The organism is Paenibacillus artemisiicola, assembly GCF_017652985.1.
Taxonomy (GTDB): domain Bacteria; phylum Bacillota; class Bacilli; order Paenibacillales; family Paenibacillaceae; genus Paenibacillus_Z; species Paenibacillus_Z artemisiicola.
In genome coordinates, this window is record NZ_JAGGDJ010000005.1 from 72,381 (window position 1) to 94,513 (window position 22,133).

The 22,133-nt window shown below is 66.3% G+C and carries 17 protein-coding genes and 1 pseudogene; 14 read left to right on the forward strand and 4 right to left on the reverse strand.

Annotated elements, in window-relative coordinates; genetic code table 11:
• The 7 genes from I8J29_RS10560 to I8J29_RS10590 all read left to right on the forward strand — a co-directional run bounded on the left by I8J29_RS10560 (position 1) and on the right by I8J29_RS10590 (position 7,832).
• Complete coding sequence (locus tag I8J29_RS10560) at positions 1-1,284, forward strand: anhydro-N-acetylmuramic acid kinase (RefSeq protein ID WP_208847586.1); 1,284 nt, start codon at positions 1-3, stop codon at positions 1,282-1,284.
• Positions 1,285-1,403: 119 nt separating this feature from the next.
• Positions 1,404-2,375, forward strand: coding sequence for a GNAT family N-acetyltransferase (locus I8J29_RS10565; protein WP_208847587.1), 972 nt, complete (start codon positions 1,404-1,406; stop codon positions 2,373-2,375).
• 3 nt (positions 2,376-2,378) lie between these two features.
• Positions 2,379-3,086 (forward strand): PIG-L deacetylase family protein, encoded by a 708-nt coding sequence (locus I8J29_RS10570; protein ID WP_208847588.1) that lies wholly within the window; start codon positions 2,379-2,381, stop codon positions 3,084-3,086.
• Positions 3,083-4,222 carry an exo-beta-N-acetylmuramidase NamZ family protein gene (locus I8J29_RS10575; protein ID WP_208847589.1) on the forward strand — a complete coding sequence of 380 codons (1,140 nt, stop codon included), beginning with the start codon at positions 3,083-3,085 and terminating at the stop codon, positions 4,220-4,222. Before I8J29_RS10570 ends, I8J29_RS10575 begins: the two co-directional genes overlap by 4 nt.
• A 22-nt stretch (positions 4,223-4,244) precedes the next feature.
• The gene (locus tag I8J29_RS10580; RefSeq protein ID WP_208847590.1) at positions 4,245-5,828 is read left to right on the forward strand and encodes a glycoside hydrolase family 3 protein; all 1,584 of its coding nucleotides are present in this window, start codon (positions 4,245-4,247) and stop codon (positions 5,826-5,828) included.
• Between the two features lie 28 nt (positions 5,829-5,856).
• A complete protein-coding gene (locus I8J29_RS10585) occupies positions 5,857-6,777 on the forward strand; it encodes an N-acetylglucosamine kinase (RefSeq protein WP_208847775.1) in 921 nt (306 codons plus the stop codon).
• A gap of 272 nt (positions 6,778-7,049) precedes the next feature.
• Entirely contained in the window at positions 7,050-7,832 is a 783-nt protein-coding gene (locus I8J29_RS10590) for a hypothetical protein (RefSeq protein ID WP_208847591.1), read from the forward strand.
• Positions 7,833-8,200: 368 nt separating this feature from the next.
• Here I8J29_RS10590 and I8J29_RS34455 read toward each other — a convergent pair whose 3' ends face one another.
• The 3 genes and pseudogenes from I8J29_RS34455 to I8J29_RS10605 form a co-directional block, all read right to left on the reverse strand.
• Positions 8,201-9,067 carry an FG-GAP repeat domain-containing protein gene (locus I8J29_RS34455; protein ID WP_338113134.1) on the reverse strand — a complete coding sequence of 289 codons (867 nt, stop codon included), beginning with the start codon at positions 9,065-9,067 and terminating at the stop codon, positions 8,201-8,203.
• 16 nt (positions 9,068-9,083) lie between these two features.
• Positions 9,084-9,338 (reverse strand): annotated as a pseudogene (locus tag I8J29_RS34610) (FG-GAP-like repeat-containing protein); the annotation flags it as partial.
• 254 nt (positions 9,339-9,592) lie between these two features.
• The gene (locus I8J29_RS10605; RefSeq protein WP_240546085.1) at positions 9,593-11,989 is read right to left on the reverse strand and encodes a glycoside hydrolase; all 2,397 of its coding nucleotides are present in this window, start codon (positions 11,987-11,989) and stop codon (positions 9,593-9,595) included.
• A gap of 179 nt (positions 11,990-12,168) precedes the next feature.
• Here I8J29_RS10605 and I8J29_RS10610 point away from each other — a divergent pair, with 179 nt between their 5' ends.
• From I8J29_RS10610 to I8J29_RS10625, 4 genes are all read left to right on the forward strand, one after another.
• On the forward strand, positions 12,169-12,816 hold the full coding sequence (locus I8J29_RS10610; protein WP_208847593.1) for a response regulator transcription factor: 648 nt from the start codon (positions 12,169-12,171) through the stop codon (positions 12,814-12,816).
• Entirely contained in the window at positions 12,809-14,206 is a 1,398-nt protein-coding gene (locus I8J29_RS10615) for a sensor histidine kinase (protein ID WP_208847594.1), read from the forward strand. The genes I8J29_RS10610 and I8J29_RS10615 overlap by 8 nt, the downstream gene beginning before the upstream one ends.
• A 1,456-nt stretch (positions 14,207-15,662) precedes the next feature.
• Positions 15,663-16,400 carry a Bax inhibitor-1/YccA family protein gene (locus I8J29_RS10620; RefSeq protein WP_208847595.1) on the forward strand — a complete coding sequence of 246 codons (738 nt, stop codon included), beginning with the start codon at positions 15,663-15,665 and terminating at the stop codon, positions 16,398-16,400.
• Between the two features lie 145 nt (positions 16,401-16,545).
• Positions 16,546-16,995 carry a hypothetical protein gene (locus tag I8J29_RS10625; protein WP_208847596.1) on the forward strand — a complete coding sequence of 150 codons (450 nt, stop codon included), beginning with the start codon at positions 16,546-16,548 and terminating at the stop codon, positions 16,993-16,995.
• 575 nt (positions 16,996-17,570) lie between these two features.
• On the opposite strand, the gene I8J29_RS10630 is transcribed toward I8J29_RS10625, so the two are convergent.
• The gene (locus tag I8J29_RS10630; RefSeq protein WP_208847597.1) at positions 17,571-17,750 is read right to left on the reverse strand and encodes a hypothetical protein; all 180 of its coding nucleotides are present in this window, start codon (positions 17,748-17,750) and stop codon (positions 17,571-17,573) included.
• A gap of 124 nt (positions 17,751-17,874) precedes the next feature.
• Here I8J29_RS10630 and I8J29_RS10635 point away from each other — a divergent pair, with 124 nt between their 5' ends.
• The 3 genes from I8J29_RS10635 to I8J29_RS10645 all read left to right on the forward strand — a co-directional run bounded on the left by I8J29_RS10635 (position 17,875) and on the right by I8J29_RS10645 (position 21,843).
• Positions 17,875-18,639, forward strand: a complete 765-nt coding sequence (locus I8J29_RS10635; RefSeq protein WP_208847598.1) for an SDR family NAD(P)-dependent oxidoreductase — start codon at positions 17,875-17,877, stop codon at positions 18,637-18,639.
• A 125-nt stretch (positions 18,640-18,764) separates the two neighbouring features.
• Positions 18,765-19,898, forward strand: a complete 1,134-nt coding sequence (dgoD, locus tag I8J29_RS10640) for a galactonate dehydratase (protein WP_208847599.1) — start codon at positions 18,765-18,767, stop codon at positions 19,896-19,898.
• 469 nt (positions 19,899-20,367) lie between these two features.
• The gene (locus tag I8J29_RS10645; protein ID WP_208847600.1) at positions 20,368-21,843 is read left to right on the forward strand and encodes a protein adenylyltransferase SelO; all 1,476 of its coding nucleotides are present in this window, start codon (positions 20,368-20,370) and stop codon (positions 21,841-21,843) included.
• The last annotated feature ends 290 nt before the right edge of the window (positions 21,844-22,133 follow it).

Here is a 22,133-nt window from a genome sequence, read left to right on the forward strand (position 1 = left end):
ATGGCGGCGGAACGCGCGGAGACGCGCCAAGCCAGATACGTCGTCGGCCTGATGTCGGGCACGTCGGTGGACGGCATCGACGCCGCGGTCGTGCGGATCGCGGGCGGCGCCGCGGCGGGCTTCGGGACCGGGGGCGAGGGAGCGGCCGCAAGCGGGAACCGGGCTGGTAGCGGCGGCCGGAGCGGAGACGGTCAAGGAAGCGGAGTGCCGGCCGCAGAGCTGGTCGCCTTCGCGAACACGCCCTTCCCGGCGCGGGTGCGGGAGGAGATCTTCGCGCTGTTCGACCCGGCGCGCGCGACGGTCGACCGGGTCGGCCGGATGAACGTCCGGCTCGGGGAGCTCTACGCCGAGGCGGCGCTCGCGGTCATCGCGGACGCGGGCTTGACGCCGGCGGACATCGCGGTCGTCGGCTCGCACGGGCAGACGATCTACCATGCGCCGGAGCCGTACATCGAGGACGGCCGCGACCTGCGCTTCACGGTGCAGATCGGCGAAGGCGCGGTCATCGCGGCGCGGACGGGCATCCCGTGCGTCTCCGATTTCCGCGTGGCGGACATGGCCGTCGGCGGGCAGGGCGCGCCGCTCGTGCCGTTCACGGAATACTTGCTGTACCGCGAGCCGGACCGGACGCTGCTGCTGCAAAACATCGGCGGCATCGGCAACATGACCGTGCTGCCGGCGGGCGGCGGCGCGGACGACGTGTTCGCGTTCGACACGGGACCGGGCAACATGCTGATCGACGGCGTCGTGACGCGGCTGAGCGGCGGAGCGCGGACGATGGACGCCGGCGGCGAGATCGCCCGCGCGGGACGCGTCGACGGCGCGCTGCTCGAGCGGCTCCGGCGGGAGCCGTACTACGCGCGGCCTTTGCCGAAGTCGACGGGCCGCGAGCGATTCGGCGCCGCCTACGTCGAGGAGCTGCTGGCGGATGCGCGCGGCCGCGGCATGGCCGACGCGGACCTCGTCGCGACCGTGACCATGCTGACCGCGTGGTCCATCGGCGACGCGTACCGGCGGTTCGTCCTGCCGAAGCGGGTGGCGGACGTCATGCTGGTCGGCGGCGGCGGGAGCTACAACCCGGCGCTGATCGGGTTTCTGAAGGAAGAGCTGGCGCCGCACGGCGTGCGGGTGCTCGTTCAGGAGGACGTCGGGGGCAGCAGCGACGCGAAGGAAGCGGTGGCGTTCGCGCTTCTGGCCGATTACGCGATCGCGCGGCGGACGAACAATCTGCCGAGCGTGACCGGCGCGGCGCGGCCCGTCGTCATGGGCAAGATTTCGTATTAGGGCTGCGGCGTCTTCGGTAAACGGCGCCCGCGCGCGCCGCGAAGCCTGCGGACGGCGCATGGCTTCCCGAAGCGAAGACGCAGGCATTGCCGACTACCAGCGAAACGGAGGGATAGCGAATGAGGATCGCCTCTTTCGAGCATCGGTTTGCCGATGGCATCGTCCAGCTGTGGAACGCGGAAGCGGTCAAGGAAGATTACAAGGAATTGGACGCGGCGAGCTTCGACCGCATCTTCGCGTCCGATCCGCACTTCGATCCGGCTGCGGCGTTCGTGCTGCTCGGCGAGGACGAGGAAGTCGCGGGCTTCGCGTGCGGCGCGGCGGGCGGCGACCTGCCGCTCGGCGACGCGGCGGGGTACCTTACGTGCATCGTATTGTCCGGCGCATACCGGAATGATGACGCTTACACCGTTCTCCTGGACGCGGTGGAGTCGCGCTTCCGGGCGCTCGGCAAGCGGCAGGCGGACGTGCTCTTCTTCAATCCGATGATGCTGCCGTGGTACGTGCCCGGCACGCCGAAGCACGAGCACAATAACGCGCCGGGCGTGCCGGTCGGCAGTCCGCTGCACGATTATTTGCTGCGGCACGGCTACGCGGAGCGGACGCAGGAGTGCGCGATGTACTTGAACTTGGCCGAATTCGCGTGGACCGCGGATATGGCCGCCAAAGAAGCGCAAGCCGCCGAAGCCGGCTATGCGGTCGAGCTGTTCGACCCGCGGCGGCATACGGGCCTCGAAGCGATGCTGGACGGGTTCGACAACCCGCTCTGGCGGCGCGAGATCGCGCGGTGCGCGGCGGATGGCGTGCCCGTCGTCGCCGCCGCGCGGGACGGGATCGCCGCCGGCTTCGCCGGACCTGTCGTCCGGCAGGCGAACGGGCGGGGGTATTTCGCCGGCATCGGGGTGCATCCCGACCATGAGGGGCACGGGCTCGGAAGCCTGCTGTTCTTCCGGCTGTGCGAGGCGTTCAAGGCGATCGGCACGGAATACATGTCGCTCTATACGGGAATCAAGAATCCGGCCATCCGGATCTACGAGAAAGCCGGGTTCAAGAGGGTCAAACATTTTGCGATCATGCGGAAGGAGTTCTAACGAATGAGCGAGCAGCGGTTGACGATATTGGCAATTGGCGGACATGTGGGCGATGCGGAATTGACGGCGGGGGGCGTGCTGGCCAGTCACTCCCTGAAGGGCGACAAGATCGTGACCTTGGCGCTGACGGCCGGGGAACGCGGCGTGCCGGCGGGACGCGACATGGCGGAGTACCGGGCGCAGAAGGTGCGGGAAGCGGAGCAGTTCGCGTCGATGCTGGGCGGCGAGGCGATCGTGTTCGACATTCCGGACGGCGAGTTGGAAGACAGCGACGAGATGCGGTACCGGGTCTGCGACGTCATCCGCCGGGTGAAGCCGAACGTTATTATCACGCATTTCAAGAACAGCATGCACAAGGACCATATGACGACGCACCGGATCGTCAACGACGCGCGGTTCTTCGCGGGGCTCGCGTCCTTCGAGCGCGAGCTTCCGGCGCACTTCGCCGCGAAGCTCTACTACGCGGAGAACTGGGAGGACGCGGTCGACTACAAGCCGTACGTCTACGTCGATTTCGACGAGGAAGCTTACGAGCTGTGGGTTAAAGCGGTCGCGCAGCATTGGTTCGTGACCGGCAGCAAGTCGTTCCCGTACCTGGACTATTACAAGCACCTCGCCCGCGTGCGCGGCATCGAGGCGCGGAAGCAATACGCCGAGACGTTCATGGTGCCGGAGGAAACGATGCGCCTGCGCCAGGATTCGCTCGCATGATGCTGAACGGGATCGACCGGATCGACAGGTACGCGGAGCTGTTCCGGGGGAAGCGGCTCGGCCTCATCACGTCGCCGACGGGTTTGGATCGCGAATTCGCCTCGACCATCGCCATCCTGCACGAACGCTTTAACCTGACGGCGCTCTTCTCGCCCGAGCACGGCGTGCGCGGCGACCAAGACGCGGGCGGCCTCGTGGAGACGTACGCGGATCCGCAGACGGGCGTGCCCGTGTACAGCCTCTACCGCAAGGACTCCAAGCGGCTCGCGCCGGACATGCTGGACGCGGTCGACGCGGTCGTGTACGACATCCAGGACGTCGGCATCCGCTATTATACGTTTATTTATACGATGCTCTACGCGCTCGAGGATTGCGCGAAGGCGGGCAAGCCGTTCATCGTGCTCGACCGTTTCAATCCGCTGGACGGCGTGACGGTGGAAGGGAACGTGCTGAAGCCGGGGTACCGCTCCTTCGTCGGCAACTATCCGCTCGCGGTGCGCTACGGCCTGACCGTCGGCGAGCTGGCGAGGATGGCCAACGACGAGACGGGCTGGAACGCCGAGCTGCACGTCGTGCCGTGCGAGGGCTGGTCGCGGGAGATGCGCTTCCCGGACCTGAACCGCGTCTGGGTCCAGCCCTCGATGGGCATTCCGCGCTACGAGACGGCGCTGCTGTACGGCGGCACGTGCTTGTTCGAGGGAACGAACCTGTCCGAGGGGCGGGGGACGACGCTCCCGTTCGAGATCATCGGCGCGCCGTTCGTCGAGCCGCAGCGGCTGGCGGACGAGATGAACGCCAAAGGGCTGCCCGGCGTCCGGTTCCGGCCCGTCTATTACAAGCCGACCGCCTCGAAGCATCAGGGCGAGCTATGCGGCGGCGTGCAGCTGCACGTGACCGACGCGCGCGCGGTGCGGCCGGTGGAGACCGGCGTCACGCTGCTGTACGCGATGAAGGACAACTATGAGGCATTCGCCTGGCTGCCGCCGTTCAAGGAAGGCTCCCGGCCGTTCATCGACCTGCTCGGCGGCGACAAGCTGTACCGCGACGAGCCCGTCGACCTGCCGGCCATGCTGGAGCGGTTCCGGGAGGAAAGCCGCGAATTCGCGGACAGGAAGCGGGCGTACCATCTGTATTAAGGCGTAAGAGGAGGCAAGCGGTATGGAGGCAATCCCGTTGCGGGCGAAAATCGGCCAGCTGATCGTCACCGGATTTCCGGCGGCGGCGATGACCGGCGACCTGAAGCGTCTCATTAGGGACTACAAGATCGGCAACATCATTTTATTCTCGCCTAACGCGGCGAACAAAACGCAGCTCGGCGCGCTGTGCGCCGAGCTGCAGCGGACGATCGCGGCGGAGACGGGCCATCCGGCGCTCATCGCCATCGACCAGGAGGGCGGGCGCGTCGCGCGGCTGCCGGCCGACGCGTCGAACGCGCCGGGCGCGATGGCGATCGCCGCGACCGGCCGTCCGGAGAACGCGTACGCCGCGGGACGGCTGACGGCGCGCGAGCTGCGCGCGCTCGGCATCAACTTCAACCTTGCGCCGGTGCTGGACATCAACAATAATAAGGCGAACCCCGTCATCAACGTGCGGTCTTACGGGGACGCGGCGGAGACGGTCGAGGCGTACGCGCTGCCGATGATGCGCGGCCTGCGGGACGAGGGCGTGCTGGCGGCCGTGAAGCATTTTCCGGGCCATGGCGACACGGCCGTCGATTCGCATCTCGGGCTGCCGGTCATCGGAAAGACGCTTGCGGAGCTGCGGGAGCTGGAGCTGAAGCCGTTCCGCGCGGCGATCGCGGCGGGCGCCGAGGCGATCATGAGCTCGCATATTCTGTTTCCGCGCATCGAGGCGGAACGCGTGCCGGCGACGATGTCTCGGACGATCGTGACGGACCTGCTGAAGCGGGAGCTGGGCTTCGACGGGCTCGTCGTCTCCGATTGCCTCGAGATGGACGCGATCAAGCGGTATTACGGCACCGCCCGCGGCGCGCTCGGCGCGCTGAAGGCCGGCGTGCATCTGCTCTTCGTCAGCCACACGCCGGCGCTCGTCATGGAAACGTCGGAGCTGATCGAGCGGGCGGTGGCGTCCGGCGAGCTGGCGGAATCCGTCATCGACGACGCGCTCGCGAAGGTGCTGGCGGTTAAGGCGAAGTATGCCGCCGCCAGGGAGCCCGGCGGAGAAGCGGAGCTCGCCGTCGTCGGCAGCGACGTTCACCGGCGCGCGGTCTCGGCGATGAGCATGGAGAGCATCTGCCTCGTCGCCGGCGGGCTTCGGACCGTGCGCAAAGGCGGCGGCGATGCGTTCTTCGTCGGCACCTTGCCGTACCGGACGGACCGGGCATCGAGCGGGGCGAAGGCGGGGCTGTCGTTCCCGGCGGCGATGGGCGCGGCATTCGGCGCGCCCATCGCCGAGGTCGGGATCGATCCCGGCGAGGCGGAGATCGCACGAACGTTGGCGCTCGCGGCAGGCTGCGCGCATGTCGTGGTCGGGCTGTACAACGGGCGCGAGAATCCCGGGCAGCTGAAGCTGGTCGAGCGGCTGGCCGCGGACGGTCGCGCCGTGACGGCGGTCGCGCTCGGCAAGCCGTACGACCTCGAGGCGCTGCCCGCCGGCGTATGCGGCCTCGCCGCTTTCGAGTACACGCCGCTCGCGCTCGATTCGCTGATCGCCGTCTTGGGCGGCGACGCCGAACCGACGGGGCGGATTCCGCTCGCGGGCTTCGCGGGCGCGGCACGGTAAACGGACGGGAAGGAAGGACGTGGGCAGGATGAGATACGTGGCCGGAATGGACGGCGGCGGCACGAAGACCGCGGTGACCGTCGCGGATGAACGCGGACGCGCGGTGCACCGGTTTACGTCGGGCGCGATCAATTATAACGGGCAGGACGAAGCAAGCATCCGGCAGAGCTTTCGGGCGATCATGGCGGAGATCGCGCAAGCGTGCGGCGGGCTCGAGCATCTCGCGTACGTCTGCGTCGGCGCGGCCGGCGTGAGCAATCCCGCCGTGCGGCAGCGGCTGACCGCCGACGTCCGGGAAGGCGGCTATGCCGGCGGCCTGCTCATCACCGGCGATCACGAGACGGCGCTCTGCGGAGCGCTGGACAGCCCCGTCGGCATGATTCTGATCGCGGGCACCGGTTCGATCTGCTTCGGGCGCGACGCGGCCGGCCATACGCACCGGACCGGGGGCTGCGGGTACTTGATCGACGACGAAGGCAGCGGCTACAGCATCGGCCGGGAGCTGCTGACGGCGGCCGCGAAGGCCGGCGACGGCCGGATTCCGCCGACCGTCGTCACCGGGCTCGTGTACGAGCGGCTCGGGGTGACATCGGTCCGCGAGCTCGTCGGGTTCGTGCACGACAAGCGCACGAACAAGAAGGACGTCGCCGCGCTGGCGACGCTGCTCGCGCCGGCCTGCGACGCCGGCGACGCCGCCGCGCTCGCGATCGTGCGGAAGAGCGCCGCGGCCCTGCTGGAGCTCGTCGGGCCGGTGGCGGAGCGGCTCGCGATGCAAGACGGCCGGCTCGTGCTGGCCGGCAGCGTGCTGCTGAAGAACGCGTACGTGCGCGACGCGTTCGAGGCGCTGCTGCGGCAGGCGTATCCCGGGATGCGGTGCGTGGCCGCTCCGGCCGACGCGTCCGAAGGCGCGGTGCGCATGGCGCTGCTGGCGCTAAACAACGGAGCGTAGAAGGAAAGCCGCCGGCGGATGCCGGCGGCTTTTTCGTCGATGGCCGTTGCGTCCGCACGATTCGAGCCGCGCGCGGTTCGCGCCGCGCGCGGGTGCGACGCGGGCGGCGCGATAAACCTGCCGCCGCGGCAGAAAGGGATTTGCATGCGCTTTCGTCGAATACTAATGGATGAACGCCGGATGAACGCGTAACGCTAGTGCCCGATATCGGGCATGCAAGCCCAAAACGGGTGGAGGAACGATGGAACGATTTCCTAAAGGAGGCGATCGCGTTGCTGCTGGGCAACATTCGCAAATTGCCGGGCTATCCGCTGCTGGTCGGTCTTCCGGTGGCCCTCGACGGGCTGTCCGTGCTCGCCGGCATTCTCATGAACGGCTTTCAAGGCAGTCCGCACGTGACGTTCAAGCTCGCCTTTCAAATGGGCATGCCGTCGGTGAGCGCCGTGACGGAGCAGCGATTCATGGCCGGCACCGTGCAGCTGGGAGCGGACGGCGGCCTGCCCGCCGGAAGCGCGGCGACCGCGCTGCTCGTCCTGCTCCTCTTCCTGCTCGTGCAAGCGTTCGTTCAGGGCGGCTACATCGGCCTATTGCGCGATGCGGCGTCGGGGCGGCCGCTGACGCTGGCGGCGTTCCGCGCTTACGGCGCGCGGTACTTTACGCGGTTTTTGCTGCTCGATCTGCTCGTGCTGGCGGTCATCCTGGCGGGCGGCGCCTTGGCCGTGCTGCTGTTCCGCGGGGGCGGCGCCGTCGTGAGCCTGCTGGCGTTCCTTATCCTGCGGGTCTGGTTCGTCTATCTGGAATTTACGCTCGTCGCCAAAAACTGCGGCATTCGCGAAGCGTTTCCCTTGGCGCTGGGGTCGTTCAAACGGCGCACGCGGTCAACAACGAGCCTGATCGTCAAGGCGGTGCTCTTGAACGTTTTGTTCGGACTGCTGGTCAACGCGCTGTGGGTATCGTTTTTCTTCTTCCTGCTCTTGTTCCTGTACGATTATATATTCGCCGGGATGCAGCTCGCGTTCATGGAGGAATACGAGCGGATCGAAAGGGACGGCTGAGGCCGGACGAAGGGGCAGTGTTGACGCGAGATCGCCGGAGGGCGGTGAATTTGGGGAGGCTCTCGTGTCCGCCAAACGTCCCCCGCCCCATCGACACGTCTTCCCGCGCTAACGCAGCTCGGACGCTCGCTTTCATTGAGGTAGCTTTTCAGAATATGCCGACAAGGACGCAAACTTTGTTTGCGTCCTTGTCGTTGTGCGCCAGGCGTGACCGGGCGCGCCCCGGCCTTGTACCCCAAAGCTGCCGCCAGGGTGGCTGTGATGGCTAAACGCCTCAGACGGCTTCGCACACTGCCCGCCCGGAACCGCCGGCGCCGCCGCGAGGACCGCACGCCTAGCCGCGCGCCAACCGCCGGCGCCTCCGCCGCTTATTTCGCCAATGTATCGTTCCGCCAGTAATCCACGTGGTAGTTCGGGCCTTCCACGTGCCACTCCTTGCTGATGATGTCGATGCTGCCGTCGCCGTTCACGTCGCCGATGACGGCGTCGTGCCAGCCCGGCTTGTCGTCGCTGATGACGATCGGCTTGAAATGCGGCAGCCCGTCTTCGCCGACGTTGACCCAGATGATGCCGCGCTCCTTCAGCCCGAGCGGCTTCATCGGGAGCTTGCCGCTGTCCATCATGCCGCGGTCCGGATCCTCCTGCTCGCCGGCGAAAATCTCCAGTTTGCCGTCGTGGTTGAAGTCCGCCACGGCGAGCGAGTGAAACGAGCCCGTGTCGGGATGCCCCGGCGGGTCCGGGAGCTGGTGGACGATCCATTTCTCGCCGCCGCCCAGATTCTCGGCCCAGTACACGTGCGAATAAGCCGTGTCGCAGTCCGAATAGACGATATCGTTCACGCCGTCGCCGTTGATGTCCGCGACCCATGCGCGCATGCTCGTCCCGTACGACGCGTTCGGGATCGGCCGGTGCGGCCATTCGTGCCGCTTCCATTCCCCGTAACCGTTGCCGGGGTTCTCGTACCAGACGCCGGGCAGCACGATGTCGAGCGCCCCGTTGCCGGTCAGGTCGCCGGCGCCGCACGGCGCGATGCCGCCGTGGTCGTCGCGGCCTTCGGCGATGATCGTCCGCGCCAGCCCGTTCGACGTGTCGAACCAGGAGAGCACATGCCCGTCGTAGCAAACGATGTCCGGCTTGCCGTCGCCGTTGATGTCCGCCGCCCTCGAACGGACGGGCTTCCCATGGCGCGTCGGGGTTGTCGGCGAGGTTGCCGGGGTTCTTGAACCAGACGTTATGCGTCACGTAATCCAGGTGGCCGTCCTGATCCGCGTCGACGGCGACGCCGCCGAGCGCGTCCGCCAGCGATTCCGCCGTGCCGACGACGTGGCGGATCCATGTCTCGTCGTCCTTGCGCTCGTACCAATAGGCGGTCTGCGTTTCCCGGCGCGAGACGATGACGTCCAGATCGCCGTCCCCGTCGAAATCCCCCAGCCCGATGCCGCCCGTGCCCCATGCCTTGCCCGGCATTTGCGGGTCGATCGAAATATGCGTCCATTTCATCTCCATGCCCGATTACCCCTTCCCGATTGTCGGAAAAATCCGCTCGGCCGGCAAAAGCCGCCTGATTTTACTATAACGGCTTCGCGCAGGGGCCAGTATAGGGCAATGCTCCAGTTTACGGGGGAGATCCGACGAAAATGGCGGCCGATCCGGCGACTGCCAAACGTCCGCTCCCGACGCGGCCAGGCGTCCGCGCGAGCAGCCGCGGCCGAATTCGCGCCGCGCGCCCGGCGCTCGCGGCCGATCCGGCGCCGGTCCGGTCAGGCGTCCGCGCCCGCCGCCTTGCCGAGGTCCGCGTCGAACACCTGGCGTTTGCCGCCGTTCACGATGACGGCCGAATGGGCCGGAACCGTCTCGCCGTCCGCCCGGAAATCCTTCTGCGAGAAATTGACCGTCACCTTCAGGTCGTCTCCGTACTCCGCCCGCTGCACGAGCCGGTCGCCGGACAGGACCGCGAAGCCGGTCATCGCTTGGGTCAAGGCCTGTTCGTGGAACGGCGACCAGACATCCAGGAACGGCATGATGACGGACTTCTCCTTCTCCCACGTCGCCCGGTCCAGATGATACAGCGGCGGCACGTTGTAAAGCAGCTCGTACAGCATGCGTTCCGGTTCGTCGCCTTTGATTTTGTCGCTGCCCCATTCCCAATGGTTCGTCGTAATGATCGCGTCGTTGTACGCCAGCTTGTAAAGCGGGAGGGAGTAGGCGGGATCGACGTACACCCGCTCGTACAGCGGCTTGATCGGCACCGGCTTGCCGTAGCGGTCGGGGATGCCGGACGCGGCATAGTAGCCGCCGACGTAGTACGGGCTGTCTTTCTTGTCGCGCATGTCGGGATCGCCCCAGGCGATGATCGGGCTTTCGATGCCTTGCGCGAAGGCGATGACGCCGCTCGCGTAGTCGTTGCCGCCTTCGGAGCCGACGACCATGCCCAGGTCGTTCGCCACATAGCCGAGCCGTTCGAGCCGCGCGTTCAGATCCTGCTGCTGCGTCGTGACGTGGGCCGGACTGTAATCGTCGAAGATTTCGCCCGTCGCGTCGCAGTCGATGAACCAGGAGTTGTAGCCGATGCCGTCCTGCAGAATGCCGGCGACGCGCTGCTTGACGAGCGGCAGCGACAGCGTCGGGTTCAGCTTGCGGCCCTGGCCCAGGAAGCCGGCGATCTTCGTGCCGTCCTTGCGCGCGATCGTCGCGTCCTCGTACAAGGCGGGATCCGGGAAGGACGCGGTGTTCCACGACGGGTCCTGGCCTTCGTGAATGGAGTGGTACGAATCGTACGGCGCGATCAGATAACCGCTCTCGTCCGCCGCGTCGACCAGCTGCGGGTTCATGAGGCCGTCCGCCCAGTTGGGGAGACCGATCCAGGCATGCGCGATGCCCGCGGAACGCAGATCCTTGACCAGTCCCGTCGAGTCCGCCTGGCCCCAGCCCGACGGATCGCCGGCGGCGTCGCCCAGCGCCCGCGCCAGCAGCGGCTTGTTCAGCTCGTACCGTTTCTGCTCGCTCAGCTTGTCCGCGCCTTGCGCGAGCAGCTTCCTCGCGTCGTCGCCGGGGTTCGGGAACGGGTCCGGCGCGTACAGATTCGGCAGCTTGAGCGCTTGGTTGAGCGCGCCGAGGACGACGCCTTTCTGATACTTATCCATGTAGTCCTGCCCCGAGGCCGTCTTCAGCACGTCCGACAGTTCCGCGCTGCCGTCCGCCGTGCCGGACATCAGCCCGACGAGCCAGTCCCCCAGCTTGCCCTTCAGGAGCGCGCGCAGCTTCGGCCAATCAACGTCGGCGTCGGTCAGGATCGACTCGCTCCATAAGTAAATTTGCGGCGCGCCGTACAGCTTGGCGACGTTCGGGTTGGCCTTGGCCTTCTCCTGCAGCGTGACGAGGCCGCCCTTTTCGGCGACGTAGCTTTTGTAAGGGGCGACGATGCTCGCGGGATCGTTCTTGGTGACGTATAAGCGGAAGCCGTAGCTCTTGTCCGGATTCATGCTCGGAAAGGCGTGCGCGAACCCGAAGGACACGTTCGGATCCGCGTCGAACGTCACTTCGTCGTTGAACTTGTTCGCGACGACGTACACGAGGGCGAACGGATCGCTCCCGTTGTGCAGCGCGAAGAAGTCCATGGCGAACGATTCGCTCCACGTCATCGTCTGCCCTTTCAAAAATTCGCGCCAATTCGCGTCGGCGGCGGGGATCCGCTTGCCTTCGCCGAGCGGCAGGTCGTACTCGTCCGCCGCAACCGACGGCCAGGCGAACGCGTCGGCGCCGATCGATTCGATTCGAATATCGAGGTAATCCGCGTTCTTCTCGACGCGGACGTTGACTTGGCCCGGGTAGGTCCACTGCACGGCGTTCTTCGTCTTGAGCACGTTCGCGGCGGCGGTTTTCGGCAGCGGCTTCGCAACTTGCGTCCGGATGCCGTCCTTAATGATCGTGATGTCGAGCGTCTCCGGATCGACCTCGAAATCGAACGGCTCCGCGCCCGTGGCGAGGGCGACGGTCTTCGCGGGAGCGGACGCCGATCCCGAAGCCGAAGCCGACGGCGGCGAAGCGGCTTGGCTTGCGGCGGCGGGCGGGGTGTCCGGGCCGCCGCCGCCGCCGCATCCGGTCAGGACGACGCTGAGCAGGCCGGCCGCGCAAGCGTTTAACATCAATTTGTTCATGGGAATTCCTCCTTCTCGAATGGCGGTGCAGCGCTAGTGTACAAGGCCGATGTTACGCGAATGTGCCAACAACGGCGCGGGGACGGCCGGGGCGCGCTTGTTTACGGACGGCCGAATTTGTCATACTGGTGTAACAAGACGCGCCTATTGTTGAAGCGACGGGGAAAGGAGGGGGCGGCATGAACGTGCTGCTGGCGGACGACGAGCCGCTGATGCTGACGATATTGCGCGCGTACTTCGAGAAGGCAGGGTTCCGCGCGCTGCTCGCGGAGGACGGGGAAGCGGCGCTCGACCGGTATTACGCCGAGCCGGTCGATCTGGCCGTGTTGGATTGGATGATGCCGAAGCGAAGCGGCGTCGAGGTGTGCCGGGAGATCAAGCGCGGGGGCGGGACGAAGGTGCTGCTGCTGACGGCGAAAGGGGATGCCGACGACGAAATCGCCGCCCTGCAGGCCGGCGCGGACGATTACCTGCGCAAGCCGTTCGATCCGCGGGTGCTGCTGCTGCGGGCGCGGAAGCTGCTGCGCCTCGGAGACCGGCTCGCGGCCGGCGACCTTGCGGTCGATCTCGAAGCGCAGCGCGTGTACGTCGGCGGGAAGGACGTGCTGGCGACGCATAAGGAATTCGAGCTGACCAAATACCTCGCGGCCAACAAAGGGCGGATCGTCACGCGGCAAATGCTGCTGGACCACGTGTGGGGCTACGATTATTTCGGCGACGAGCGGACGGTCGACACGCATATCCGGCGCCTGCGGGAGAAGATCGGGGAACGGCGGATCAAGACCCACCGGGGGATGGGCTACAGCCTCGAGGAACGCGATGAGTAAGCTGGCCCGCAAGCTGATGACGCGGGTCACGCTCGCGCTGTGCGCCGTGTTCGTGCTGTCGTTCACCGTGAATACGTACTTCCTGCCGAAGTATTTCCTTCATCAATATAAAACCAAGCTGGCCGCCGTCGTGGACGAACTCTCGCCCTTGCCGTACGGCGCGCTGGCCGCGCGCATCCCTATGGCGGAAAAATCGCATGACGTGACGATCGTCCACGCTTCCCTCTCGGAGCCGGTCGACGACGTGAACGGCGACCTGCTGCAGCAGCTCGGCCGCAAAGGCATCGCGCTCGGGAAGTTTTGGCTGACCGAGGAGAGCATCGCGAAGCTGGCCCAAGGCGGGCGCGTGAATAAAATTTACGATCAGACGAAGCTGAAATCGAGCTTCCTGGTCAATTATTTCGCGGTCGGCGGCGCCGTGTTCGCGGTCGGGGAGTCGATCTCCCACTCGTCGGAAACGATCCGCATCGTCAACCGGTTCAACGCGTACATTTGGCTCGGAATGCTGCTGCTGCTCGTGCTGCTGTCCGCGCTCTATACCGCCCGGATCGTCAAGCCGCTCGGCAAGCTGAACAAGACGGCGGAATCGATCGCCGGCCTGGAGTTCGCGAAGGCGGACATCCGCACCGGGGATGAAATCGAGTCGCTCGCCCGCAGCCTTAACCGGATGAGCGACAAGCTGGAGGACGCCCACCGGTCGCTCGAGGCGAAGAACGCCAACCTGCGGACGTTCATCTCCGACGTCTCGCACGAGCTGAAGACGCCGCTGTCGCTTATTCGGATGTACGCCTCCGGAATGCGGGACGGGCTGGACGACGGTACGTACGCCGGCGTCATCGGCCAGCAGAGCGACGCGATGGCGGAGATGATCGACCGGCTGCTGGAGCTGTCCCGGCTGCAGGAGGATACCTATGCTTTTGAGCCTGTCGCCTTCAAGGCGCTGCTCGCGGAGACGCTCGCGGATTACCGCGCCGCCTTCCGCGGGCAGGGGCTGGAGCTGGCGGTCGACGACCGGCTGCCCGCGGATGCCATGGTACTGGCGGACTGCCGGAAGCTGGCGTCGGTGCTGCGCAACTGGCTCACGAACGCGCTCAAGTACGCGAGCGGTCCGCGCGTGGACGTGGCCTCCGGCATCGCGGACGGCGCCGTATATTTCCGCGTCGCGAATGACACCGACGCGCCGGCGGACGCCGAGTGGGCGCGGGCGTGGGAGCCGTTCTACGTCATGGAGCGCTCGCGGAACAAGAAGCTGAGCGGGACCGGGCTCGGCCTGTCCATCGCCAGAGCCGTGCTGGAGCGGCACGGCGCGGCCTTCGGCGCGTCCGCCCGCGACGGGCGGGTGACGTTCGCGTTCTCGCTGCCGGTGGCGCGGGAGCGGGGGCGCGCGTGATGGCGCGCGGAGAGACGAGTGGCGGTGCCGATGTGCCGGCGCGTTGGTGGCCCGCGGCGATGTCGGGCACCGCGGGGCGGAGCGGGAAAGTGCGCACGAGCCGTTCGCGTTAGCGCTGCCGCTGGCGCGGGAGTAAGAGGGCGCTGCGCGACGGCGTGCAAGGACACGGGCAGGCAGTCCCGGTCCGTTGATGGTCCGCGGCGGTGTCGGGCACCGCGGGGCGGAGCGGGAAAGGGCGCACGAGCCGTTCGCGCTCGCGCTGCCGCTGGCGCGGGAGTAAGAGGGGGCGGCGGGTGACGGCTTGCATGGACACGGGCAGGCAGTCCCGGTCCGTTGGTGGCCCGCGGCGGTGTCGGGGACTGTGGCGCGGAGCGGGACGGCGCGCGGCAGGCCGTGCCGGCGGTTGCCGGGATGCGGCTCGCAGAGTGCGGCGCATACGGTGATGCGCCTTGCGGTGGGCGCGAACGGAATTGCGTTCCGTGTAATAGTGCGGCTGCTGCGCTGCCTTAACCTTTGCCGCGAAACTGAGCGGACAGGAGATCCGCTCAGTTTCGCGTTTCGGCTCTTTTTTGGCGTTTGGCGGCCATACGATCCGTTATTTGTCCCGAAGCATGCCTCCGTCGCATCGTTTCCGGCCAATAGCGGATCCTGTGGCCGCGAAACTCGCCAAATCGCGCAATTGCCGCAAATAACGGCGCTCGTGTCCGCCAAAGTCACCGGATAGTCGCAAGAGGGTTATGGAGTAACCTACATAGGCGGAAAATACGCCGAATAGGCGCAAAAGGATGATGGAGTAACCTACATAGGCGGAAAATACGCCGAATAGGCGCAAAGGAATGATGGAGTAACCTACCTAGGAGGGAAAGTGCTCCGAATAGGCGCAAGAAGGCGATGGAGTAACCTACATTGGCGGGAAAGTGCGCCAAATGGGCGCAAGAAGGTGATACAGTAACCTACCTAGGCGGACAAGCACGCCGAATAGGCGCAAGAAGGTGACGGAGCAACCTACCTAGGCGGGAAAGTGCGCCAAATGGGCGCAAGAAGGTGATACAGTAACCTACCTAGGCGGACAAGTACGCCGAATAGGCGCAAGAAGGTGACGGAGCAACCTACCTAGGCGGGAAAGTGCGCCAAATGGGCGCAAGAAGGCGATGGAGTAACCTACATTGGCGGGAAAGTGGCCAAATGGGCGCAAGAAGGCGATGCAGTAACCTACATAGGCGGAAAAGTGCGCCGAATGAGCGCAAGAGGGTGACGGAGCAGCCTACTTAGGCGGAAACGTACGCCGAATGAGCGCAAGAAGGCGATGGAGTAACCTATATGGGTGTTAGCCGCTGCCAATACGGCTGCCACCTCGCTGCCTCGCCGCACGCTCGTCTTTACAAAAAGGTATAGCGCCTACCGGGACGGGCATATGCTATAATTAGGAAAAATTAACCGATGGGGTGGTTCTTTTATGCTAGGCCGAAGCGGCAATCCAACCTTGAACGACAAGACGTTCGACCGGCACGGGTCCTATTCCGGATCCGGCCGCATGACGATCAACGGCACCGTGAACAAAACGTTCATCACGCTCGCGGTGCTGCTGGGGGCGGCGTTCGCCGTCTGGAACCAGTATTTCAAAGGGCTCGACGTCGTGCCCTACGCGATCGGCGGGGCGATCGGCGGTCTGATCTGCGCGCTCGTCATCAGCTTCGCGCCGCGCACGGCGCCGTTTCTGGTGCCGGTCTACGCGGCGCTCGAAGGCGCGTTCCTCGGCGCGCTGAGCGCGCAATACGAGTATGCGTACGGCGGCATCACGATGCAGGTGGCGCTGATTACGGTCTGCGTGTTCTTCGCGCTGCTCGCGGCGTACAAGACGCGGATCATCCGGGCGACCGAAAACTTCAAGCTCGGCGTCTTCGCGGCCACGGCCGGCATCGCGCTCGTGTACCTGGCCAGCTTCGTGCTGGGGCTGTTCGGCGTCAACGTGCCGTACCTGCACGACAACAGCCTGATCGGCATCGGCATTTCGCTCGTCATCGTCGCCGTCGCGGCGCTGAACCTCGTGCTGGATTTCGATTTTATCGAGCAAGGGGCGGAACGCGGCGCGCCGAAGTACATGGAATGGTACGGCGCGTTCGGGCTCGTCGTGACGCTCGTCTGGCTATACGTCGAAATTCTCCGCCTGCTCTCGAAGCTGCGGAGCCGGTAACCGGCCGCGTGCCGGCCGGCAGCATCAAACGGGACGCCATCTTCGGATGCGCGTCCCTTTTTTGCATAAATGTTCCTTCCGCGGGGCATCCTCCTCTACGGCGACATGAATGGATTTCCGGTCGAACGCAGAGGAGGTTTCCACGTTGCGCAATTTCCATAAAACCGTTTTCGGCGGCATGCTGGCGTTGATGTTTGCGCTAGTTCTGCCGCATGGCGCGAGCGCCGAGACGATTCCGATGCTGAAGGATCTGCAGCAGACGTCGGCCAATCAGCTGAAGGTGACGTACGACCAGCCGGTCAACGGCGCCAAGGGCATTAAGCCCGGCAATTACTGGGTGCAAAGCATGACCGAAACGATGCCGACGGGCATCGCGACGCTCGGGATGAACGACAGCGTCAGTCCGGCCAACGCGCTGACCGCGGACAAGGTCACGATCACGTCGGCGGACACGGCGGGCACGAGCTTTCTGCTGACGTTCAAGCAAAACATTCCGGCGGGCAAGTCCTACAAGCTGATCATCTGCTACGTGACCGCGCCGAACGCGCCGCCGTATTCCGGCGACAATGGATCGCGGACGTTCGTCGGCAAGTAGCGCCGCGCCGGATGAGCCGGCAACCGCGGCGATCGCTCGGCAAAGCCAAGGAAGCCGGGGCGTTTCGCCGCTTCCGCTCCAAGCGGGCCCTGGGCCGTCAACCCGCAAGGCGGTGCGCGGAAAGAGCTCCGTTCCCCGCGTGAAGGGGAGCGGAGCTTTTTTGTCCTTCCGTCCTTCCCGGCCAACGCATCGATCGGCAGCCCGACGTCCGAGTTGGCCATTGACTTCGCATCGTACCAGCCTGTGACTGAGCCGCCGCGTGTCCGTTGCCGTCGCGGCCGTTCTCCGCCGCCGCCTCGCAGCCTTAAGGCTCCCGCCGTCCCCGCTCAACCGTCTCCGCCGTGCCCGAGAGGTCCCGCATAGTCGCAAGATCCCCGCGTCTGTCCAGCCGACCCCGCAATCCCGTAAAGTTTCCGCAAACCTTGAAATAGGCGCTTCGTTCCTCGCAGCCGACTAATAGGAAGCTCGCTGTCAGACGGCGAGGCGCTCTGACTCACGTGGAAAAAAATGCAAATCCAATCCCCCGGCTTGCCGCAGGCGACAGGAATCCCGGACGGCCATGTCGTATATAGAGCCTACATGCCCGCACGCAGCTTCGCGATCGGCCGGCCGCAACTCGTGCCGACCCGGCTGGCGGCGGAGGCGGCGAAGACGAAGCAAGCGAGACCGGCAGCGGCAGAGTATGAAGCGAACTGAACTGAACCGAACGTCATCATGGCCAGCCTCGTCATCGCGACCGTTCCGCTCGTGGTCATCTTCGTCTCATGCCAGAGGTTCATCGGGAAGGGCGTGTCGTCCATGGGTTTGAAAGGCTAGCGGCGGGTTCGGACGAATCCGGTCGCGGCGCGATGAAAGCGCTTCGAAAGGGTGGGATGGGGTGTGGAACGGAAAGTGGCATTGGTAACGGGCTCCGGCCGGGGCATCGGCCGAGGCATCGCGCTGGCGTTCGCCCGCGCGGGCTACGACGTGTGCGTCAACTATAACCGCAGCGCCGAGCTGGCGGAGGCCGTCGTGCGGGACATCCGCGCGCTCGGCGCGCGGGCGGAGTCGGTGCAGGCGGACATCTCGACGGTGGACGGCGTGGACCGGCTCTTCGCCGGCTTCCGCGAGCGGTTCGGACGGCTGGACGTCAGCGTGGCGAATTCCGGCATTACGCGGATGCGGCCGTTCTTGGAGACGACCCCGGAGCTGTACGACGAGGTGATGAACACGGATTTGAAGGGCTTGTATTTCTGTTCGCAGCGGGCCGCGCGCCTCATGGCGGAGCAGGGCACGAAGGGCGTGCTCATCCACATCAGCTCCAACCACGCGGAAGGCACGTGGTCGAACGCGACGGTGTACGCCGCGGCGAAGGCGGCGGTCAACAAGCTGACGAAGAACATGGCGCTCGACCTGGCGGGCCGCGGCATTCGCGTCGTCGGCATCGCGCCGGGCTACACGCAGCTCGCCGAACCGAAGGATGACGAGCAGCGCGCGCGGGTCGAGAGCATCGCTTCGCGCATTCCGCTCGGCCGGTTCGCGACGACCGGCGAAGTCGGCGAGGCCGCCGTCTTCCTGGCCTCCGACGCGGCCAGGTACATGACGGGGACGACGGTGTACATGGACGGCGGCGCGCTGCTGCCGGTCTGGGCGGAGCGCGGGTAAGGCGCGGCGGTCCGGGATCGGACCGGCCGGGCGAACAGCACGAATCGGCAGACGAACGGTTGACGAACGGATGAACGCCGGGCGACGAAGGAAGAATCCAACACTCGCAAGAGGAGAGAACCGTTATGAAAATCACCGACATGAAGCTGTATCACGTGAAGCCGCGCTGGCTGTTTTTGAAAATCGAGACCGACGAAGGCATCTCCGGCTGGGGCGAGCCGATCGTCGAAGGCCGCGCCTTGACCGTCGCGACCGCGGTGGAGGAGCTGAAGCGCTACCTGGTCGGGCAGGACCCGCTGCGCATCGAGCACCATTGGCAAATCATGTACCGCGGCACCTTTTACCGCGGCGGCCCGGTGCTGGTTAGCGCGATCAGCGGCATCGAGCAGGCGCTGTGGGACATCAAGGGCAAGTTCTACAACATGCCCGTTTACGAAATGCTCGGCGGCAAAGTGCGCGAGACGATCCGCATGTACAGCCACTGCGGCGGCGAGACGCCGGAGACCATCGCGGCGAACGCGAAGAAGCGCATGGAGCAGGGCTTTAACGCGATCAAGATCGGCGTCGATGCGCCGGTGCGCCAAGTGGATTCGCTCGCCTTCGTGGAGGGCGTCGTCGCGAAGTTCGCGGCGATCCGCGAAGCGGCCGGCAGCGGCCTCGACATCGCCATCGACTTCCACGGACGCGTCAGCCCCGCGATGTCGATCCGGCTCGCGGCCGCGCTCGAGCCGTATTATCCGATGTTCATCGAGGAGCCGGTGCTGCCGGAGAACGTCGACGCGCTCGTGCGCGTCGCGCAGTCGACGAGCATTCCGATCGCGACCGGCGAGCGGCTGTTCACGCGCTGGGGCTTCCGCGAAGCGCTGGAGAAAGGCGCCGTCGCCATCGTCCAGCCGGACCTGTGCCACGCGGGTGGCATCTTCGAGGGACGCAAAATCGCGGCGATGGCCGAGATGCACTACGCTTCCGTGGCGCCGCACAACCCGCTCGGGCCGATTTCCCTGGCCTCTTGCCTGCAGCTCGACGCCTGCACCCCGAATTTCCTCATCCAGGAGCATCCTTCGATGGCGGAAAAGTGGGATCTCGGCGAAGGCTACCTGAAGCGCCCGTTCGTCGTGGAGAACGGCAGCGTCGCCGTGCCGCAAGGTCCAGGCCTCGGCATCGAGATCAACGAGGAAGCGCTGATCGAGCGCGGCTACGCCGGCGATTGGGATACGCCGCGGCTGGCCTACGAGGACGGTTCGTTCGCGGAGTGGTAGGCGCTAGCCCGCGCCTTGGCGGGACATGGCGGCCGTGCTGCCGGACATCGCCGGTGGATGAAGACCTCGGCGAGAGCAACGCCGCGGCGATAGAATGGCGGACGTAATTGCGATAGATACGAGAAACGGCAATAGAAACGAGGACGTAACCTGCGATAGAAACGAGGACGTAACCCGCAATAGCATCGAGGACGCGACTGGCGAAGGAATCGAGGACGTCATCGTAAGGACGATAAGCCTTTCCCGGGGGCCGGCGCCAAGCGCGCCGGGCCGCCGGGAACGGCTTTTTGCCGTGTTCCGGCGGCCTTCTCGAAAGGAGCGCAGAGGCGTTAGCCGCCGAGCGCGATCTCGCCCGGCGCAAGAGCCGGCCGGGCCGCTTTCCGGTTTTTGCGCCGGGGCGCGCCTTGCGGGCGCGGAACGGGTATAATAAGGGAAACGATACCGACGAACGCAGGAAGAAGGAGATCGCATGACCAAGGAACACCAAACGACCGCTGCGGCGGGATGGCATTTCGACAACAGCTACGCGCGGCTGCCGCGCGCGTTTTTCGCCGAGCAGGCGCCGACGCGGGTCAGCGCGCCGAAGATCGCGCTATTCAACGCGCGCCTGGCGGGGGAGCTCGGCCTCGATGCCGAGGCGCTGAGCGGCGGGGAAGGCGCAGAGATCTTCGCCGGCAACCGGATTCCGGAAGGGGCGCAGCCGATCGCCCAGGCTTACGCGGGCCATCAATTCGGGCATTTCACGATGCTGGGGGACGGCCGGGCCGTGCTGCTCGGCGAGCAGCTCGCGCCGGGGGGAGCGCGCTTCGACATTCAGCTGAAGGGCGCCGGCCGGACGCCGTATTCCCGCGGCGGCGACGGCCGCGCGGCGCTCGGCCCGATGCTGCGCGAGTACGTGATCAGCGAGGCGATGCACGCGCTCGGCATCCCGACGACGCGCAGCCTCGCCGTGACGACGACGGGCAACGCCGTCATCCGCGAGAGCGAGCTGACCGGCGCGGTGCTGACCCGCGTGGCCGCCAGCCATCTGCGCGTCGGCACGTTCCAATACGTCTCCGCCGCGCGGCCGGCCGAGGAGCTCGGCATCCTGGTCGACTATGCGCTGGAGCGCCACTATCCCGATCATGACCGGGAAGACAACCGCGCCTTGGCGCTGCTGCGCGAGGTCGTCGCCCGTCAGGCCGCGCTCATCGCGAAATGGCAGCTCGTCGGCTTCGTCCACGGCGTCATGAACACCGATAACATGGCGATCAGCGGCGAGACGATCGACTACGGGCCGTGCGCGTTCATGGACGCGTTCGACACGGCGACGGTGTTCAGCTCGATCGACCGCCAAGGGCGCTACGCCTACGGCAATCAACCGCAGATCGCGGCGTGGAATCTCGCGCGGCTGGCGGAAGCGCTGCTGCCCGTGCTCGCCGAAGACGAAGAGCGCGCCGTGGAGCTGGCCGAGGAAGCGATCGCGGCGTTCCCGGAGCTGTACCGCGGCCGCTGGCTGGCCGGCATGCGGGCGAAGCTCGGCCTGTTCGGCGAAGAAGCGGAGGACGAGGCGCTGGTCCAGGACTTGCTCGCGCTCATGCAGCGGCACCGCGCGGACTACACGGATACGTTCCTCGCGCTGACGCACGGGCGGACGGCCGGTTCGGCGCTGCTGGAAGCGCCGGCGTTCGCCGAGTGGCGCGAGCGGTGGCAGGCGAGGCGCGGCAGGCAGGCGGAATCGGCGGAGGACGCCGAACGGACGATGCGCGCCGCCAATCCGGCGGTCATTCCCCGCAACCACCGGGTGGAGGAGGCGCTCGCGGCGGCCGAGCAGGGCGATTACGGCGTGCTGGAGCGGCTGCTCGCGGCGCTCTCGGACCCGTACGCGCATGCGCCCGGGCAAGCGGCCTTCGCAGCGCTGCCGGAACCTGCGGCCCGCCCGTACCGGACGTACTGCGGGACTTGAGGTTGGATTCGGCGATGAACGGAAGAGCCGGGCGTCAAGGAGTGGGAATCGGGGATGGGGCGACAGCGGGAACGAGCGGACGCGGCAGCCGTTATTTGGCGTACAACGGCGCATCGTCAGGTTGAACGGCCCTAGGTTCCGCTGTCGGAGTAACGCTCGCGTAGTTTGGCGTCGTGTTCGGCAACTAACCGCGTCTGCGGCCGCTAAGCGCCGAAATGACGTCCAAATGCCGCTTTAGCGGAGTTCCCGTATGCATGGCTCGGCCGTGCCGGCCGCTTCGCAGGTCTGGA

What these genes read in the sequence shown, in the direction of transcription:
- I8J29_RS10560 (WP_208847586.1), top strand. Translation starts at nt 1, where the DNA reads ATGGCGGCGGAACGCGCGGAGACGCGCCAAGCCAGATACGTCGTCGGC.
- I8J29_RS10565 (WP_208847587.1), top strand. Translation starts at nt 1,404, where the DNA reads ATGAGGATCGCCTCTTTCGAGCATCGGTTTGCCGATGGCATCGTCCAG.
- I8J29_RS10570 (WP_208847588.1), top strand. Translation starts at nt 2,379, where the DNA reads ATGAGCGAGCAGCGGTTGACGATATTGGCAATTGGCGGACATGTGGGC.
- I8J29_RS10575 (WP_208847589.1), top strand. Translation starts at nt 3,083, where the DNA reads ATGATGCTGAACGGGATCGACCGGATCGACAGGTACGCGGAGCTGTTC.
- I8J29_RS10580 (WP_208847590.1), top strand. Translation starts at nt 4,245, where the DNA reads ATGGAGGCAATCCCGTTGCGGGCGAAAATCGGCCAGCTGATCGTCACC.
- I8J29_RS10585 (WP_208847775.1), top strand. Translation starts at nt 5,857, where the DNA reads ATGAGATACGTGGCCGGAATGGACGGCGGCGGCACGAAGACCGCGGTG.
- I8J29_RS10605 (WP_240546085.1), bottom strand. Translation starts at nt 11,989, where the DNA reads ATGAACAAATTGATGTTAAACGCTTGCGCGGCCGGCCTGCTCAGCGTC.
- I8J29_RS10610 (WP_208847593.1), top strand. Translation starts at nt 12,169, where the DNA reads ATGAACGTGCTGCTGGCGGACGACGAGCCGCTGATGCTGACGATATTG.
- I8J29_RS10615 (WP_208847594.1), top strand. Translation starts at nt 12,809, where the DNA reads ATGAGTAAGCTGGCCCGCAAGCTGATGACGCGGGTCACGCTCGCGCTG.
- I8J29_RS10620 (WP_208847595.1), top strand. Translation starts at nt 15,663, where the DNA reads ATGCTAGGCCGAAGCGGCAATCCAACCTTGAACGACAAGACGTTCGAC.
- I8J29_RS10630 (WP_208847597.1), bottom strand. Translation starts at nt 17,750, where the DNA reads ATGACCACGAGCGGAACGGTCGCGATGACGAGGCTGGCCATGATGACG.
- dgoD (WP_208847599.1), top strand. Translation starts at nt 18,765, where the DNA reads ATGAAAATCACCGACATGAAGCTGTATCACGTGAAGCCGCGCTGGCTG.
- I8J29_RS10645 (WP_208847600.1), top strand. Translation starts at nt 20,368, where the DNA reads ATGACCAAGGAACACCAAACGACCGCTGCGGCGGGATGGCATTTCGAC.